The following is a 14,687-nucleotide window of genomic DNA, read 5'->3' on the forward strand; positions in this document are numbered from 1 at the left end:
CTGTGCAAAATCAGTGAACTGACTCTCGTAGCTCCCCTTAGAGATAGGGCCTTCGCCAGTTTGCGATGCCACGGCACCAACAGCGGCTCTAGATTCAGAATAGAACAGACTCAGGCTAGCAAAAACTAATCCACTTCATCTTGCCTTTCCTGTGGAGGCTGCACCCAGTGGCGAATCACCTCAGCCACCGACCACGCCTGGGCAATCGCTCCCTTGGGAGCATGGGGAGCATCACCGTCAAACATTTCTGAAATGGACCCCAGACAGGCTTGGTGCTGAAAGTGGTGTAGCAAAGGCTGCCAGTCAAACGGAACTGGATCATCCGGATAAAACCGTTGCCAAGCTCGAATAAATGGACCAATCAACCAGGGCCATACGGTCCCCTGATGATAAGCGCGGTCCCGCTGCCAGATCCCACCACGATACTGTCCGATGTACTGCGGATCGGCAGGGTCGAGAGACCGTAACCCATAGGGGGTTAGCAGCCGCTGCTGAGCCACCTGCACCACTGAGCGACCAATCGCCTCTGAAAAACCACAGTGTTGCAGCGACAGGGCAATCACGGCATTGGGGCGAATCGTCCGGTCCGGCGAATCATCCGGGTTGATTGTGTCAAACAGATAGCCCTCAAGCAGATTCCAATAGATTTGCAGCGAACGTTTCACCTGCTCGGCTTGTGTCGCATAGCGGCGAGCCTGATTCGTCAACGTGGCGGCATCCATTGGTAAGAAGTCAGACTGAGACTGCTGCAATCGTTCTGCCCATTGCTGCGCCCAACAGAGCGCCGAATACCAGAGAGCGTTGATTTCTACAGGCTTACCGCGTCGAGGCGTCACCGGTTCCGCTTCCACCACCGCATCCATCCAGGTAAGCGCTACCTGCGGCGAATCCCACGTAACTAATCCATCAAAAGCATCGACCCGAATACTGTAGAGCGTGCCTGCCATCAGACCTTTATAGATGCCCCAAACCACGGCATACTGCTCTGCTAAAAACTCCCAGTCCTGGCTAGCCTCCAGATAAAGTCCCAAGGATTCCACCCACCACAGCGCCGCATCAATCGTGTTGTAAAACGGTTTGGCTCCAGCATCAGGAAAGGCATTGGGAATCAACCCCTGCTGGCAATATTGGCCGAAGGTGCGCAGCAGCCCCCTAGCCAGATCAAACCGTCCGGTTGCCAGCGTCAATCCTGGTAGGGCAATCAGCGTATCGCGGCCCCAGTCATTAAACCAGGGATAGCCCGCAATCATCGTCGGACCCTTGGTAGACGCCCGGTACACCAGAAACTGATCCCCAGCCTGCAACAATCGCCGCCGCAGCTCAGCCTCCGCTCTTACGCCCCCATCTTCCCTCGTTCGGCGAGGCTCACGAGCCGCATCTCCCCCATCTTCCTTCTCTTCCCCAGATCCCTCCCCCAACCGCTGCCGCTCCGCCATCAGCGCCTGCTCAAAACTATCCGCCTGTAAGGGTGAAGAAAATCCATCAACGCGAACGCATGCTTCTAGCGTCACGCTGTCTCCCGGAGCCATCATCACCATCAGACAGCCCGGACTGTAAAGGTCTTCGACATCGGCTAAGCCGCGCTGGGTTTCTTCGGGATAGCGGTAGCCCCAATACCAAATTCCGTCGGGTTGGTAGTCGCCGTGGGTCCAGGTCAACTGCCAGGGAGTGCCGAACCAGTCGGAGCGTTTGGCTTGCAACAAAATGCCGTTGGGTTCAACCCACTGGGCAAATTGAAGATCGGGCTGAGCCTGCTGCTGGTAGTGAAAAATTCGGTCGCCGATCAATGGCCTCAGTTTCAGAACGGCTGGTTGATGACCGTGGTACTGATACTGAATCAACACCCGATTACAGAATTGGGGTGCTCCTGTTGCGGTTGATACGAGACCGTAGGGCATCAACAACCGCCGAGTCAACTGCCAGTGAGATTGTCCCCAGATCCAAGTCGGCACCGGATCGACCTCAAACCCCTGCAATAGGCGATATCCAAGCGGCGCAACCGCTCCACTTTTCCAGAAATTAACGCCCAATTCCACCGATTGTCCGGCTATCTCCAGACTGGCATCAATGCGAGCCAGCAGCAAGGTTCGTTGCCCAGGCGGATCAAGAGCTGCGCTCAGCCAACCGTGGTAGGTGCGAGTATGGGCATCGCAAATGGTGCCGCTAGCAAAACTTCCCAATCCATTCGTCAGCAGCCATTCTTTGGTATCTAAATTATCCATGCCCCCTACGTTGAATGGCTGTTTGGTTTACCAGTCAGACTTAATTATTGGCAAACCTACGGTTTTAGGCAACAGGGAAGCAATACTCAGTACTGAGATTGCCTACCTCTACTCAAAATCGTTATGACTATGATATAGTTGTTACAGTTCTTTAAGCATATGCTCTGCTGGCGGCTGAAGCTTAGTCGGCTAGTTAAGAGCAACACTTTATTGAAAGTAGACGTAGTTAGTTAAGGAGATTCATTCATGACCCTGACCTACAGTTCCGAAGGATGTCTCCGGGTTGGTCAATCTGCACCTGACTTCACGGCCACTGCTGTATACGATCAGGAATTCAAAACAATTAAGCTATCAGACTATCGCGGCAAGTACGTTGTTCTGTTCTTCTACCCGCTAGATTTCACCTTTGTTTGCCCTACTGAGATTACCGCATTTAGCGATCGCTACGACGAATTCAAAGCCATTAACACGGAAATTTTAGGTGTATCGGTAGACAGCGAATTCTCTCACTTGGCTTGGACGCAAACCGATCGGAAGTCGGGCGGAGTTGGCGATTTAGCGTATCCGCTAGTGTCAGATATCAAGAAAGAAATCAGCGCAGCTTACAATGTGCTCGATCCAGAAGCCGGTATTGCTCTGCGTGGTCTGTTCATCATCGACAAAGATGGTGTGATTCAGCACTCCACAATCAACAACCTGGCCTTCGGTCGTAGTGTGGATGAGACGCTGCGGACGCTGCAAGCGATTCAGTATGTACAGTCTCACCCCGATGAAGTTTGCCCTGCAAACTGGAAGCCCGGTGATGCCACGATGAATCCTGATCCGGTTAAATCGAAGGAATTCTTTGCGGCAGTGTAGTAAAGTGATCGATTAAATCATCTGATTGGTTTCCGTAGGTGGGTTGCGACCCACCTTTTTTGTGGCTGTGATTTTGCTGCTGTGATTGCTGTAGGTTTAGGGTGGCGCTGTTGAACTGCTTTCCGATCGGGGAATATTGACAGGGAATGTTGACCCCGTTGCTCGACTAGGTGAATAGCCATTTTCCCTCGGGCTAACGTAGGGTATTGTTGTTAAGGCGTTGAGGATGATCCTATGCCCAGAACTCCGAGTGAATATGCCGTTCACATCCTGCTGGAAGGGGGGCACCGCGAAGAAGTCCGCTTCTCGACTATCCAGGATTTTCAAAAGTGGTATAGCGGCGAACTGGTGCCCAAATCCGGTTCCGATGATTTCATTAACGTGCCGCTGAAAACAATGCAGGGCGAGTATATGGTGCTGCGTCCGTCGCAGGTAGTGGCCTTGCGAGTAGAGCCAGTCTTCTACGGCAGCGTGGATCGAGATTTTTGAGGTTGAGTTTTTACATCGCGATGAAACCGTTTGTCTGGCTTGCTATCAGTTTGGGCACAATGCTCTCGCCTATGCCAGCCCAGGGGCCAATTCAGATCAGTCAGGGTGTAACGAGTCCAGACTCCGCTCCTCCGATTCAGACGAACCAAGAGCAGGCCAGACTCCCCCTCCAGCGGGTGGAATGGAGTGCAGAGGTGTCATCTGAGCTAGGTTTAGACGATCGGCTCTGGAGTCGGTCCAGCGATCGAGCGGCTTTGGTCACCGCTATCGACTACTCGCTTGACTATTTGCAAACGCCAGAAGCGGTCGCCGCCTATCAAGCCTATCTAATCTCTGACTTTAGCTTGGAGCGAGTGCGTCGGAGTTTGGCCCGATTTCGCCAGTTGGTTTTGACGGCCCGTTCGCCAGAAGCGCTCCGCTCGGCGGTCCAGCAGGAGTTTGACCTGTACCAGTCCGTTGGTTCGGATGGGGAGGGAACCGTCAGCTTTACGGGCTACTTTGAGCCGGTTCATGCAGCTAGTCGGGTTCGTACAGGCGACTTTCGCTATCCCCTCTATCGCCTACCGCCCGATTTGAAGCAATGGCCGACGCCGCATCCTACTCGTTTAGAGCTAGAGGGAGCAGATGGGTTGCAGAATCAGCGCCTCCGAGGGTTAGAACTAGTTTGGCTGCGGGATCGCCTGGAAGCCTATCTGGTGCAGGTGCAGGGGTCAGCCCGCCTCCAGCTCACAGACGGGTCAGTGATGGCGATTGGGTACGCTGGACGGACCGACTATCCCTATGTCAGTATCGGACGGGAACTGGTGAATGCCGGGAAGATTGCCGAATCAGACCTGACGCTAGCTGCCGTCAGAACCTACTTTCGCCAACACCCAGCCGAGCTAGATCGATACCTGCCGCGCAATAACCGCTTCGTCTTCTTCAAGGAAACAACTGGTTCACCGGCCACTGGCAGTCTGCGGGTTCCGGTCACGGCTGGACGCTCGATCGCGACCGATAAATCGTTAATGCCTCCAGGCGCTTTAGCCCTGATCTATACTCAGCTGCCTGAAAGCCAAGCAGAGGATGCGCTGCCCGTTAGCCGCTATGTGCTGGACCAGGATACAGGCGGAGCCATTCGCGGTGCTGGACGGGTCGATTTGTTTGTCGGGACTGGCACTGCCGCAGGCGAACAAGCAGGCCAAATCAACCACACTGGGCAGCTATACTATCTGCTGTTGAAATCCCCTAGTTCCTAGCTTGAGGCAATCCGGCTTGAGCGTAATCTGAGGGATACAGGTATCCCTCCTGGCCAGTGCTATGCTAAGTAGACTGTGGTAACTGATGTGTTACTTAAACTGTTCTTATAAAATAGAAGCACAACATAAATCGCGCTCATAGGTCCGACGACGGAAACCATTGATACTAGAATCAAGCAGTTGGGAGTAGGAACTGAAGCTAGGCATTCTCAAGACAGATTCTCAAGACCACGTCTGCTATTTCTTATGATTGCTGTGAAGTTGGATCAACCTTCGCTAGTGGTGAGTGGGCCAAACAGTGGACCAAGACCATCCGGCAGTGCAGCTCGGAATCAGAAATAGCGGGTAGTTCACCTGAGTCAGATTTTATGAATGCTGCTGCTCTTGAAATTACCCTCCAAATGGTCCTAGCCGTTATTGCAGGAATCGGTGCCCAAGTGTTGGCCGATTACCTCAAAGTGCCTAGCATCGTGTTTTTGCTGCTGTTTGGCATCCTGCTAGGGGCTGACGGTATGGGTTGGTTACACCCTAATATGCTGGGTGTTGGGCTAGAGGTGATTGTCTCCCTCTCGGTAGCCCTGATTTTGTTTGAGGGTGGTCTAAATCTGCAATTGCGCGATTTGAGCCGGGTTTCTGTTAGCCTACGCAACCTCGTCAGCTTTGGCGTTTTGATCACCTTGCTGGGCGGCGGTATGGCGGCTCACTGGCTGGGCGAATTTCCCTGGACGATTGCCTTTCTCTATGCCTCGCTGGTGGTCGTCACAGGTCCGACAGTGATCAGCCCCCTACTGAAGCAGGTGAAGGTAGATCGGCAGGTCTCAGTGCTGCTCGAAGGCGAAGGAGTGCTGATCGACCCAGTGGGTGCTATTTTAGCGGTGGTCGTCCTAGATATTATTTTGAACGGCGACACCGATCCCCTGTTTATTGTCAGCGGGCTGTTGCTCCGGTTGGGAATTGGCGGTGGCATTGGGGCATTGGGCGGCTGGCTGTTGAGCTATCTGCTGAAGCGGGCCTCGACTCTGTCAGATGAGCTGAAAAACCTGGTGGTGTTGGCGGGCGTCTGGGGGTTGTTTTGTTTGGCGCAGCTGATTCGCAGTGAGTCAGGTCTGATGACGATGGTGACGGCTGGTATGGTGGTGGGGGCAGCCTCGTTGCCAGAAGAACGCCTGCTGCGCCGCTTCAAAGGCCAGTTGACGATCCTGGCGGTTTCGGTGCTGTTTGTGCTGCTAGCGGCAGATTTGTCGATTGCCAGCATCTTTGCTCTGGGCTGGGGATCGCTGCTGACCGTTCTGGTGCTGATGTTTGTGGTGCGGCCGCTGAATATTTGGCTGTGCACCTGGAACAGCGATATGAACTGGCGGCAAAAGTGCTTCCTTTGCTGGGTGGCTCCGCGTGGCATTGTTTCGGCCTCGGTGGCGTCTCTATTTGCGATTCTACTGACACAACGGGGCATCAATGGCGGCGACTCGATCAAAGCCCTCGTATTTCTGACGATCATTCTCACCGTGTTTCTGCAAGGTCTTACAGCTCAGTGGGTGGCGCGCCTGCTGCGGATTACCTCCACCGAAGCTACCGGAGCTGTGATTGTAGGCTGCAATCCCTTAGGCCGCCTGATCGCCAAACTATTCCAGGACCGAGGCGAATCAGTAGTACTGATCGACACCGATTCAGAACAGTGCCAGATCGCTGAGGCAGAGAGTTTCAAGGTCTTTTCCAGCAGCGCCCTCGACGTAAATGTGCTAGAAAAGGCTGGATTAGCCAAAGCGGGAACGTTCCTCGCGCTCACCAATAATGCTGAAGTTAATCTAGTCTTGGCCCAGCGAGCTGCCGAAGAATTCAAACCACCCCGGATTTTTGCCGTTTTCCCTAATGAAGCTCAAGCCAATGCCAGCGCCAACTCGCCCAAGATCCAGCAGGCATTTACACCCCAGATGCCGCTGAAAACCTGGAATCGTTATCTGGAAGAAAAGGCTGTCAAGCTGGGCGAAACCGTCCTGCGCGACTCAGATCTGCAGTTCCAGCAAGCCCATTTACGAGCGCTAATTCGGGCCGGGGAACTGGTGCCACTGCTGCTAGAACGAGACGACAAACTGACCGTGGTGCCCGCAACCGAAGAGTGGCAGGTCGGCGATCGGTTGATTTATCTCCTGCACGATCCACGTCCCAAGCTGCTGCGTCAGTTGGCCGGTGGCAACAACCAATCCACGCTAGTGTTGGAAAAACTGCCGCGAGTCGAGGAAATTCCAATTGCGGCGCTGACGGTGGAAGTGGGCAGTGAAGGGGCGACCGGGTGATCGAGCATTATTTCGCCAGATCATGGCGGAGTCACGGCAAAGAACAACCAACTGTTTGGCAACTCAGTGCTCTATCGCTATCATGCTAGCCCTCTCTAGCGCGACTTGCCCGAGTCGATACGATACTGGCCGACAAGACTTAAAATCCCTCTCCCTTACCTGAAACATTTTTTTACAATTGATTAAGGCACATCATTCTGTGAAGCACTCATTGACTTATGGCAATTATGGACGATCGGAAAAAGCGGATTATGGAGCACCTGGCTCGCAGCACTGGAGATTTCATTAAGAAGCCGACTTCTACGATGTCGGACCAGCGCAAACAGCAGATCATGGATCACGTTCGCCGGACTAGCGGTTGATAGCAGCTCAACAGACGCATCATCTGCTCGATTGTTTAGTTGAGTTGCCTCCCTGCCTCTAGTGACTGGCGGGGATTTCTTTTAAAAAAATGGGATTCGCTAGTGGGAGCAGCTGACTTGGACTGGACTTTAAAAATCCTTTTGTTGGAGTTTGAGACGATTCGATATATTGGTCTGTTGAAGAAAGCAGATGCTAAAACAGGGCAGAAACTCTCTAGAATTGAGAAGTTTGTCTGAGTAAGTCAACCGAATCACTGGTCCAGAGTCATGGTGCAAGCGTCTTGTTTAGGGCGGGCGGCTTGTCTACACTCCATTTCCCCTTTGATTGGGTTGAATCAGTCAACTGGCAATTCAGCATTTGTTAAGTGAGCGTCCTTCTGGGTCGAGCTGCCGTTCAGCATGGAGGTAAAACCAAACCGTGAGTATTTCTGAGCTATTTGCCAGCGGTGGTCCCGCAATGGTGCCTTTACTGTTTCTCTCGTTTCTGGCACTGAGCACCATTATTGAAAGAGCATGGTTCTGGTCGAAGATCCTGACCCACGAACGGGAGATTGCGGGACGGGTGTTGGAGGCAGCACGACGCGATTGGGATGCGGCGACTGAAATTGCTCGCAAATCGTCGAACCAACCGATTGGGCGATTTCTTTACTCGGCGCTGGAGTTGCAGGATCCAGATCCGGAAGTGTTTCAACTGGCGCTGCAGGCAACCGCAGACGAAGAGTTGGCGACCATGCGACGGGGCGATAAGGTGCTGGAAGCAACAATTGCCCTAGCGCCCTTGTTAGGTCTGTTGGGAACGGTCCTCGGCTTAATTCGGTCACTCAGAGACATCCGAATTAGCGATATTGGTACTGATTCCACGGCTGGTGTAACGCTGGGAATTTCAGAAGCGCTGATCAGCACCGCAACGGGATTGATTGTGGCGATTACGGCTCTGGCGTTCTATCGCCTGTTTCAAGGCTTTATTAGTGGGCAAGCCAAGCTATTCCGTCAGTCAGGCAATGAGTTGGAGCTACTCTATCGCAAAGGTTGGTCCCAGCGCCATCGTGCAAAACCAATCCAAGATGCACCTGCTAATTTTGCGCCGCCGATTGTCGAGGAAAAGTAGGCAACTTCTGGAGCATGCTCTAGAGAATGATCAAGTAAACAAGCCAAGCAATAAGCAACAGGTCAGGGTTAACGAAACCAGCCGTTTAAGCTGTTGAGAATTTTGTTATGAAAATTGATTTAGATTCCACAGAACCCGACGTTCGGATTGAAATTGTCCCGCTGATTGACGTTATCTTTTGTATTCTGACGTTTTTTATCCTGGCAGCCGTGACGCTGACGCGCCAAGCCGCGATCAATGTCGATTTGCCTCGCGCCGCCAGTGGCACCACTCAAATGCGGCAAATTTTGATCGTGAGTGTGGATCCAATCGGTCAGGCCTATGTTGAAAAGCTGCCGGTCACCAAAGACCAGCTCTATCAGGCCATCGTGAATTTTCGCCAACAGAATCCAGAAGGCATGATGGTACTGTATGCCTCTCGGGCCGCTAGCTACAACGATGTGGTCCAGGTGCTGGATCTGCTGCGTTCTGCGGGAGGCGACCGAGTCGCTTTAGCGACCTTACCAGGCGAAGGTGACACCCCAAACGCGCCGAACGCGCCATTTCCTGACCTACCATCTGGTACTACAGTTCCTAATGGTTCGCTCTCCCCGACGCCACTTCCGACGCCGGGTGCTAATCCATTTAACTTAGATACTTTCCCCACCTCACCAGGTGGCGGCAATCTTCCCAGCCCCGGATCCAATGGTTCCAGTGGCTCCAATCCGGCGGATGGCTTGGGTAGTCCCTCTGGTTTGAGTAGTCCTTCCAGGCTGCCCGCTGCTTCTACGCGACCTCAGACGACGCCCTCTGGAGAAGATTAAACTGGAGAAAATTAAACCAGTCATTCAGGCGATCGGCTCTGCTTCTTGATTAATGTAACCTGTAGCTGAAAAATTGGCTGCCCTCAAGCCCATAGCGGATAGGGAAAATTTTTGAGCAGTGCCTATGTAATTTTTGCATTGATTTTTTGTGAAAGGTGCATCAAATCTAGCAAAATGTGTCTTTTGTTATAGACAGTAACCAGCCAGAATACGGCAAACTGTTGATATCGTAGTGCTGTTAAAAGATCATGGTCAGCAACCAAACGCAATCTGATGAAAAGCAGCGCCAGGCTGCCATAGACGGGTTTATCGGTGGAACTAACCAGCAGTTCAACTTTGATGTGTGGGCCGTTGCAGTCAAACGACAAATGCTAGCTGCGCTAAAGAAGCGGGAGAGTAATCGAGTGAATTGGGACTGATACAGCTTTCCTCAACTAGCAGGAATTCAGCTAGATTCACGTTGTGCTACTCCTATAAAAATGATTTTAGATATCTCTTAATCCTCGGTGCTTCACTGAGGCTTTATTTTGGGGATCGATTGGGATTTAATTGGACGCTATTTTTTGGCTTCTAACTTTTATCTTCTAACCCAGGCGAGCGGGGCGATAACGAGTCGGCGTCTCGTCGGTTTAATTCTCCAGCAGAATTCGTTGAATGAGTAGCTTGCTCCAGTTCTGGTAATGTCCGGAGGCGGTTCAGTTGGCCCAAGGCCCAGCGGGCCGTTTCCTGAACTTCTGCATCGGTATCGCTAGCGGCATACTGCACCAACTGACTCACCTGGGTGATCAAGTCATAGATGCGGGTCATGTCGCGAATCGCATTCTTACGGACATCAGCACTTTCGTCTTGTAGCGAGATCAACAAAGCTCGATTCATCGGCTTGAGGGCGCGGGTACTGATTTCGGCAATCGCGGCCAAGATCAAACTGCGCTGTTGAGAATCTGCATCTACCAGCAAATCTACCAAAGGCTGAATCGCCCGCGAATCGCCCCGCTGGCCCAATTCCCAAATGGCTTTACGTCGTTTGGCAACCTCGCTGTGGTGCAAATCGGCGATCAGGGCTTGCACAATGTCCACCTTTGCGAGGCGGGTTGTTGGTGTAACGCTGATCGAATCTGCAGCGTGAATGTCAGATTGAATATCAGATTGAGTACTTGAGATTGACATATCCGCCGTTTGAGGAGCCGAAACTGAAATGTCTGAAATTTGGCTCTCGCTTGGCGAATTGTCCGGTTGAACGGCCTTTGGCAAAATGTTGGTCTGGTCAGTAGCCGGATTAGCCGGATTAGAAGAGGTTGGATCGAGTATTTGAACGGCTGGTGCAAGGGAATTAGTCTTTGAGTCAGCCTGTCGAGCTGGATCAAACGAGCGGCGTTGCCAGGAACGGCGTCCTACTGCCACTCCTCCACCCGTCAGCAGCAGAGCAAGCATCACCCACCCCAACTGATTGGTTCCAGAGGAATTAGCTGCATTGGCCGCAGGCGTTGGGATAGATGCTGGCTCTGATGGAACCGAATTGGCCGTTGGGTTGGCTGCTGGATTAGCGACTGGCTTGGTGCGACTGGCTGAACCTGGATTAGCTGGAGCCGAGCTGGCTTTGTTCGCTGGAGGATTGGCCTGAGCGTTGACCTTAGCCTTAGCCGGAATGGAGCTAGACTGAACCGAACCCATTGAAGCCGGACTCGGTTGGGCTGGACTTGCCTGAACGCTAGCTGTTTCTCTGAGTTCCAAAAGCTCCAGACTCAGACAGGCCGCCACTAGCAGTAACTTGAAACGATGAACCATAGCATCGAAAAGCTGTTTACAGACCAACGGTAAACAGAAAATAAGTCAACTCAAGCCATATTTCCCTGTCCACAGGACTTGGGGGTATGACTTTTCTATATTAAGCCCCTGCAACCGCTAGGACGATCACAGGGGCAATCAGTAGGCTAGAGATAATAGGTAAAGCAACACCCGTTTAGCAGAATTTTTAAAGCGACGAAGCTTCCGATTCGGCTTCTACAGATCGCACAGTTGGTAAATCGGTTGATAGATCGGTTAGGTCAGCCCCATCCGGTTCTGGCAATGCTTCACCCGTACCCGAAAGCCACTGCCGCCAAGTTTGCATCCGTTGCCCTAGCTGGTCCCGCTGGTTAATTAGGTAAATGCTGATCAAGGTCAGAACCACACCAAACCACTGCAATGGATCCAGCACCTCGGCCAAAAACAAATTGCCAAACAGCAAGGCAAACACGGGTGTCAAAAAGGTAAGTGAACTAAAGCTCGTCAGGTTGCCGCTCGATGCGAAATAGAAGAACAAGCCGTAGGCAATGGCACTACCAAAAATAGTGGAATAGGCCAGAGCAACCCAATCTGAGCCTTGTAGATACTGCCACTGGTCCGCTTCCCAAACCGCAGAGCCAAGAAACAGAGGAATGCCACCCAGAATCATGTGCCAGCCCGTTGCAGTGACCGGATCGGCATAGCGGCTAACATACCGTACCATCACGGTTCCCACAGCCATCGATAGAGCAGCTAGCAGCATCAACCACTGGCCGTTTTGGAACACAGCCTCCACAATCGACGGTTGCTCCAGCACCACATTGCCCTGCCAGAAGCCCAACAACCAGTCCTGCGGAATGCCCAACAAACTGATGCCTACCACGCCAAAACACAACCCCAACCAGCCCCACAGCCCCACCTGCTCACCAAACAGCAAACGGGCCATCAGGGCTACCGCTAGTGGCTGCGAGTCAATCATCACCGAACCAAGTCCAGCTCCGGTCCGCATCAAGCCCTCGGCTAAAAAGCCTTGAAATAGGGTACCGTCTACCAACGCGAACAAACAAATCCAAAACCAGGCTGACCAGCCCTTCGGCTGGGGTCTTCCCATCCAGAGTGAAGCCAGCAGAATTAATCCACCTGCGGGCAGCAGCCGCACGCCTGCCATAAATAGGGGCGTTGTGTGGGGCAGCGTCCCCTTCATCGCGACCATTGCTGTGCCCCACAGGAAGAAGGGCGCAATCAGCAGCAGCGGAGCGAAGGGCAATCTTGACTCAGTTAGCTTGATGTGCATGGGCTAGTCGGGTTCAGTCCTAGGTATTTACCTGATTGTAGTCAATTATGTATTTCTGTTAAGGAAATTAACGTTAAATTTCCTACAATTCGACCCCTGCAATTCAGCCTTAGACTGAGTGCTCCTTTCTGATGGCTATTTCAAACTGCTTAAATTTCATTTGGCGCTAAACGGTTTGGGCTGTAGCCGTCTGACGTTCAGCAGCCGATCCCTGCGTGCCCAACTGAATCAGCTCGACTTTGTAGCCATCTGGATCTTCCACGAATGCAATCACGGTGGAGCCATGTTTCATCGGCCCTGGTTCGCGAGTGACTTTGCCTCCCAATGCTCTGATGCGGTCGCAGGTTTGGTAGATGTCATCCACACCAATTGCGATATGGCCGTAGGCATTGCCCAAGTCATAGTGATCGGTTCCCCAGTTGTAGGTCAGCTCCAGTACCGTGTGGTCCGCCTCATCGCCATAGCCGACAAAGGCCAACGTGAACTCACCACCTGGATAGTCTTTTTGGCGCAGCAGCTTCATGCCCAACACATCGCAGTAGAACTTCAGCGATTCTTCTAGATTGCCGACGCGCAGCATGGTGTGCAGTAAACGCATAGGGTTCTCCTCGTAAGTGATTGAGCGCGTAATTGCGCTTGATTGCTCCGGCTCGATTTCTCTAATCGAGAGCCAGTTGTTCTACTAGTTGTTCTACTAGTTGTTCTACTAGTTGTTCTACTGAAAGGGTAAAGTAAAAAGGCTCAAGGCTGCAAAATCATCAGACACCGTGCAAGGATTCCTGAATCTCCACAAACCGTTTGGCCTCACCTCCCATGATTGTGTGGCTCGCGTGCGGCGGTTACTGAAATTGAAGCGAGTTGGGCATGGTGGGACTCTCGATCCAGCAGCAACAGGTGTTTTGCCTATTGCGATTGGGAGAGCTACACGCTTACTGCAATATCTGTCCCACGAAAAAACCTATCGGGCCAAAATTCGGTTTGGGATCACTACCAGCACCGATGATCTGGCAGGCGAAATCCTTACCCAAGCGCCCGCAGCCCACCTCAGCCTAGCCCAGCTCCAGCGGGCACTACCGCAGTTTCAAGGCACGATCGAGCAGATTCCCCCCAGCTATAGTGCCATTCAGGTCGGCGGCAAACGGCTGTATGAATTGGCCCGCTCTGGACAGGCTGTAACCGCTCCCAAGCGCACAGTAGAGGTACATCGGATTGAAATATTGGCCTGGCACCCAGGGGAATTTCCCGAACTGGAGCTTGACATTGCCTGCGGCAGTGGCACCTATATCCGTTCGATTGCGCGGGATTTGGGTGCAGTTTTGGGCATCGGAGGCACCCTGGCCGCCCTGATTCGCACCAGCAGTAGCGGCTTCCATCTGAAGGACAGCCTGACATTGGACCAGTTGGAACAGCAAATTACGGCCAATTGCTTCGGACCCCTGCCACCAGCCCTAGCGCTGCAACACCTGCCGCTGATCACCCTGCCCCTACCGCAGGCCAATGATTGGCAACAGGGCAAACGTCTCGTTTGGGAGGAATTGCCAGATTCTAAGCAGGCTGATCTAACCCTGCTCCTATCCACTCCCTGTCGCCTGCAAACCAGCAATGGCGCATTCCTCGGTATTGGGCAAGTCACAGAGACCCAGAGCGGCAAATTGCTGATCCCAAAACTGGTCTGGAGTTAGGTGCCTTTCTCATCCTCTGCTAAATCGTCCCTACGATAGCCATCAGGAAAGATGGTGGTTTCATCATAGAGAGCAGCCTGGATGTTGGCAGCAATCGCACGAAACAGCGTACAGCGATGCAGGTTGGCTCCAGTAAACTCAGCCTGTTCTAGATTGGCGTCAGTCAGGTCTGCTCCGGTCAGATCGGCATTGGTGAGGTCGGCTTGGCGCAGGTCAGCGCTACGCAGGTTGGCCTGGATCAGAGTAGCGGCTTGCAGGTGGCAATACCACAGATCGGCCCGGAACAGGTTGGTTTCACTCAAATTGGCCTGGGAAAGATCGGCCATTTGCAACCGACTGTTACCCAACTCGGCTCCTTGCAGGTTGGCTCCTTGCAGATTAGCGCGGCTGAGGTTGGCATAGGGTAAATAGGCTCCTCGCAGATCGCTGGCTCGTAAGTCGATCTCCTGTAGATTGCATTCAAATAAATTGGCTTGACTTAAATCAACATTGCTAAAATCGCGTCTGCCGTTGGCGTAGTCGGCCAAAAGCTGTTTAACACTGATTCGTTGCATATAATCAAACGTTTTTGGC

General features: G+C 52.7%; 14 protein-coding genes. 9 read left to right on the plus strand and 5 right to left on the minus strand.

Annotated features, from left to right (window positions below; genetic code table 11):
• Positions 1 to 125: 125 nt before the first annotated feature.
• On the minus strand, positions 126 to 2,222 hold the full coding sequence (locus HJG54_RS02405; protein WP_316433140.1) for an amylo-alpha-1,6-glucosidase: 2,097 nt from the start codon (positions 2,220 to 2,222) through the stop codon (positions 126 to 128).
• A 246-nt stretch (positions 2,223 to 2,468) separates the two neighbouring features.
• On the opposite strand from HJG54_RS02405, the gene HJG54_RS02410 reads away from it, so the two are divergent.
• The 8 genes from HJG54_RS02410 to HJG54_RS02445 all read left to right on the plus strand — a co-directional run bounded on the left by HJG54_RS02410 (position 2,469) and on the right by HJG54_RS02445 (position 9,793).
• The gene (locus HJG54_RS02410) at positions 2,469 to 3,080 is read left to right on the plus strand and encodes a peroxiredoxin (RefSeq protein WP_036001408.1); all 612 of its coding nucleotides are present in this window, start codon (positions 2,469 to 2,471) and stop codon (positions 3,078 to 3,080) included.
• Between the two features lie 234 nt (positions 3,081 to 3,314).
• Positions 3,315 to 3,569: a hypothetical protein gene (locus HJG54_RS02415; protein WP_036001410.1), complete on the plus strand. Its 255-nt coding sequence runs from the start codon at positions 3,315 to 3,317 to the stop codon at positions 3,567 to 3,569.
• A gap of 20 nt (positions 3,570 to 3,589) precedes the next feature.
• Complete coding sequence (locus HJG54_RS02420) at positions 3,590 to 4,807, plus strand: murein transglycosylase A (RefSeq protein ID WP_316433141.1); 1,218 nt, start codon at positions 3,590 to 3,592, stop codon at positions 4,805 to 4,807.
• A 368-nt stretch (positions 4,808 to 5,175) separates the two neighbouring features.
• Positions 5,176 to 7,101 carry a cation:proton antiporter gene (locus HJG54_RS02425; protein ID WP_316433142.1) on the plus strand — a complete coding sequence of 642 codons (1,926 nt, stop codon included), beginning with the start codon at positions 5,176 to 5,178 and terminating at the stop codon, positions 7,099 to 7,101.
• Positions 7,102 to 7,328: 227 nt separating this feature from the next.
• Entirely contained in the window at positions 7,329 to 7,463 is a 135-nt protein-coding gene (locus HJG54_RS02430) for a hypothetical protein (protein WP_316433143.1), read from the plus strand.
• 418 nt (positions 7,464 to 7,881) lie between these two features.
• On the plus strand, positions 7,882 to 8,571 hold the full coding sequence (locus HJG54_RS02435; protein ID WP_316433144.1) for a MotA/TolQ/ExbB proton channel family protein: 690 nt from the start codon (positions 7,882 to 7,884) through the stop codon (positions 8,569 to 8,571).
• 107 nt (positions 8,572 to 8,678) lie between these two features.
• Positions 8,679 to 9,374, plus strand: a complete 696-nt coding sequence (locus tag HJG54_RS02440) for an ExbD/TolR family protein (protein WP_316433145.1) — start codon at positions 8,679 to 8,681, stop codon at positions 9,372 to 9,374.
• Positions 9,375 to 9,622: 248 nt separating this feature from the next.
• Positions 9,623 to 9,793, plus strand: a complete 171-nt coding sequence (locus HJG54_RS02445; protein ID WP_158672999.1) for a hypothetical protein — start codon at positions 9,623 to 9,625, stop codon at positions 9,791 to 9,793.
• A gap of 151 nt (positions 9,794 to 9,944) precedes the next feature.
• Here HJG54_RS02445 and HJG54_RS02450 read toward each other — a convergent pair whose 3' ends face one another.
• The 3 genes from HJG54_RS02450 to gloA all read right to left on the minus strand — a co-directional run bounded on the left by HJG54_RS02450 (position 9,945) and on the right by gloA (position 13,030).
• Positions 9,945 to 11,159, minus strand: coding sequence for a HEAT repeat domain-containing protein (locus tag HJG54_RS02450; RefSeq protein WP_316433147.1), 1,215 nt, complete (start codon positions 11,157 to 11,159; stop codon positions 9,945 to 9,947).
• 187 nt (positions 11,160 to 11,346) lie between these two features.
• Positions 11,347 to 12,432 carry a DMT family transporter gene (locus HJG54_RS02455; RefSeq protein ID WP_316433148.1) on the minus strand — a complete coding sequence of 362 codons (1,086 nt, stop codon included), beginning with the start codon at positions 12,430 to 12,432 and terminating at the stop codon, positions 11,347 to 11,349.
• Between the two features lie 166 nt (positions 12,433 to 12,598).
• Complete coding sequence (gloA, locus tag HJG54_RS02460) at positions 12,599 to 13,030, minus strand: lactoylglutathione lyase (RefSeq protein ID WP_316433149.1); 432 nt, start codon at positions 13,028 to 13,030, stop codon at positions 12,599 to 12,601.
• A 169-nt stretch (positions 13,031 to 13,199) separates the two neighbouring features.
• Between gloA and truB the strand changes: the two genes are divergently transcribed.
• Positions 13,200 to 14,114 carry a tRNA pseudouridine(55) synthase TruB gene (gene truB / locus HJG54_RS02465; RefSeq protein ID WP_316433151.1) on the plus strand — a complete coding sequence of 305 codons (915 nt, stop codon included), beginning with the start codon at positions 13,200 to 13,202 and terminating at the stop codon, positions 14,112 to 14,114.
• Here the strand turns inward: truB and HJG54_RS02470 are convergent.
• Positions 14,111 to 14,668 carry a pentapeptide repeat-containing protein gene (locus tag HJG54_RS02470; RefSeq protein WP_316433152.1) on the minus strand — a complete coding sequence of 186 codons (558 nt, stop codon included), beginning with the start codon at positions 14,666 to 14,668 and terminating at the stop codon, positions 14,111 to 14,113. The genes truB and HJG54_RS02470 overlap by 4 nt on opposite strands.
• Positions 14,669 to 14,687 lie beyond the last annotated feature (19 nt).

Origin of the sequence: Leptolyngbya sp. NK1-12, assembly GCF_032598965.1 — a bacterium.
GTDB lineage: Bacteria > Cyanobacteriota > Cyanobacteriia > Elainellales > Elainellaceae > Elainella.

Coding starts and splice junctions, on each gene's coding strand:
- HJG54_RS02405 (WP_316433140.1), bottom strand. CDS start 2,222: ATGGATAATTTAGATACCAAAGAATGGCTGCTGACGAATGGATTGGGA.
- HJG54_RS02410 (WP_036001408.1), top strand. CDS start 2,469: ATGACCCTGACCTACAGTTCCGAAGGATGTCTCCGGGTTGGTCAATCT.
- HJG54_RS02415 (WP_036001410.1), top strand. CDS start 3,315: ATGCCCAGAACTCCGAGTGAATATGCCGTTCACATCCTGCTGGAAGGG.
- HJG54_RS02420 (WP_316433141.1), top strand. CDS start 3,590: ATGAAACCGTTTGTCTGGCTTGCTATCAGTTTGGGCACAATGCTCTCG.
- HJG54_RS02425 (WP_316433142.1), top strand. CDS start 5,176: ATGAATGCTGCTGCTCTTGAAATTACCCTCCAAATGGTCCTAGCCGTT.
- HJG54_RS02430 (WP_316433143.1), top strand. CDS start 7,329: ATGGACGATCGGAAAAAGCGGATTATGGAGCACCTGGCTCGCAGCACT.
- HJG54_RS02440 (WP_316433145.1), top strand. CDS start 8,679: ATGAAAATTGATTTAGATTCCACAGAACCCGACGTTCGGATTGAAATT.
- HJG54_RS02445 (WP_158672999.1), top strand. CDS start 9,623: ATGGTCAGCAACCAAACGCAATCTGATGAAAAGCAGCGCCAGGCTGCC.
- HJG54_RS02450 (WP_316433147.1), bottom strand. CDS start 11,159: ATGGTTCATCGTTTCAAGTTACTGCTAGTGGCGGCCTGTCTGAGTCTG.
- HJG54_RS02455 (WP_316433148.1), bottom strand. CDS start 12,432: ATGCACATCAAGCTAACTGAGTCAAGATTGCCCTTCGCTCCGCTGCTG.
- gloA (WP_316433149.1), bottom strand. CDS start 13,030: ATGCGTTTACTGCACACCATGCTGCGCGTCGGCAATCTAGAAGAATCG.
- HJG54_RS02470 (WP_316433152.1), bottom strand. CDS start 14,668: ATGCAACGAATCAGTGTTAAACAGCTTTTGGCCGACTACGCCAACGGC.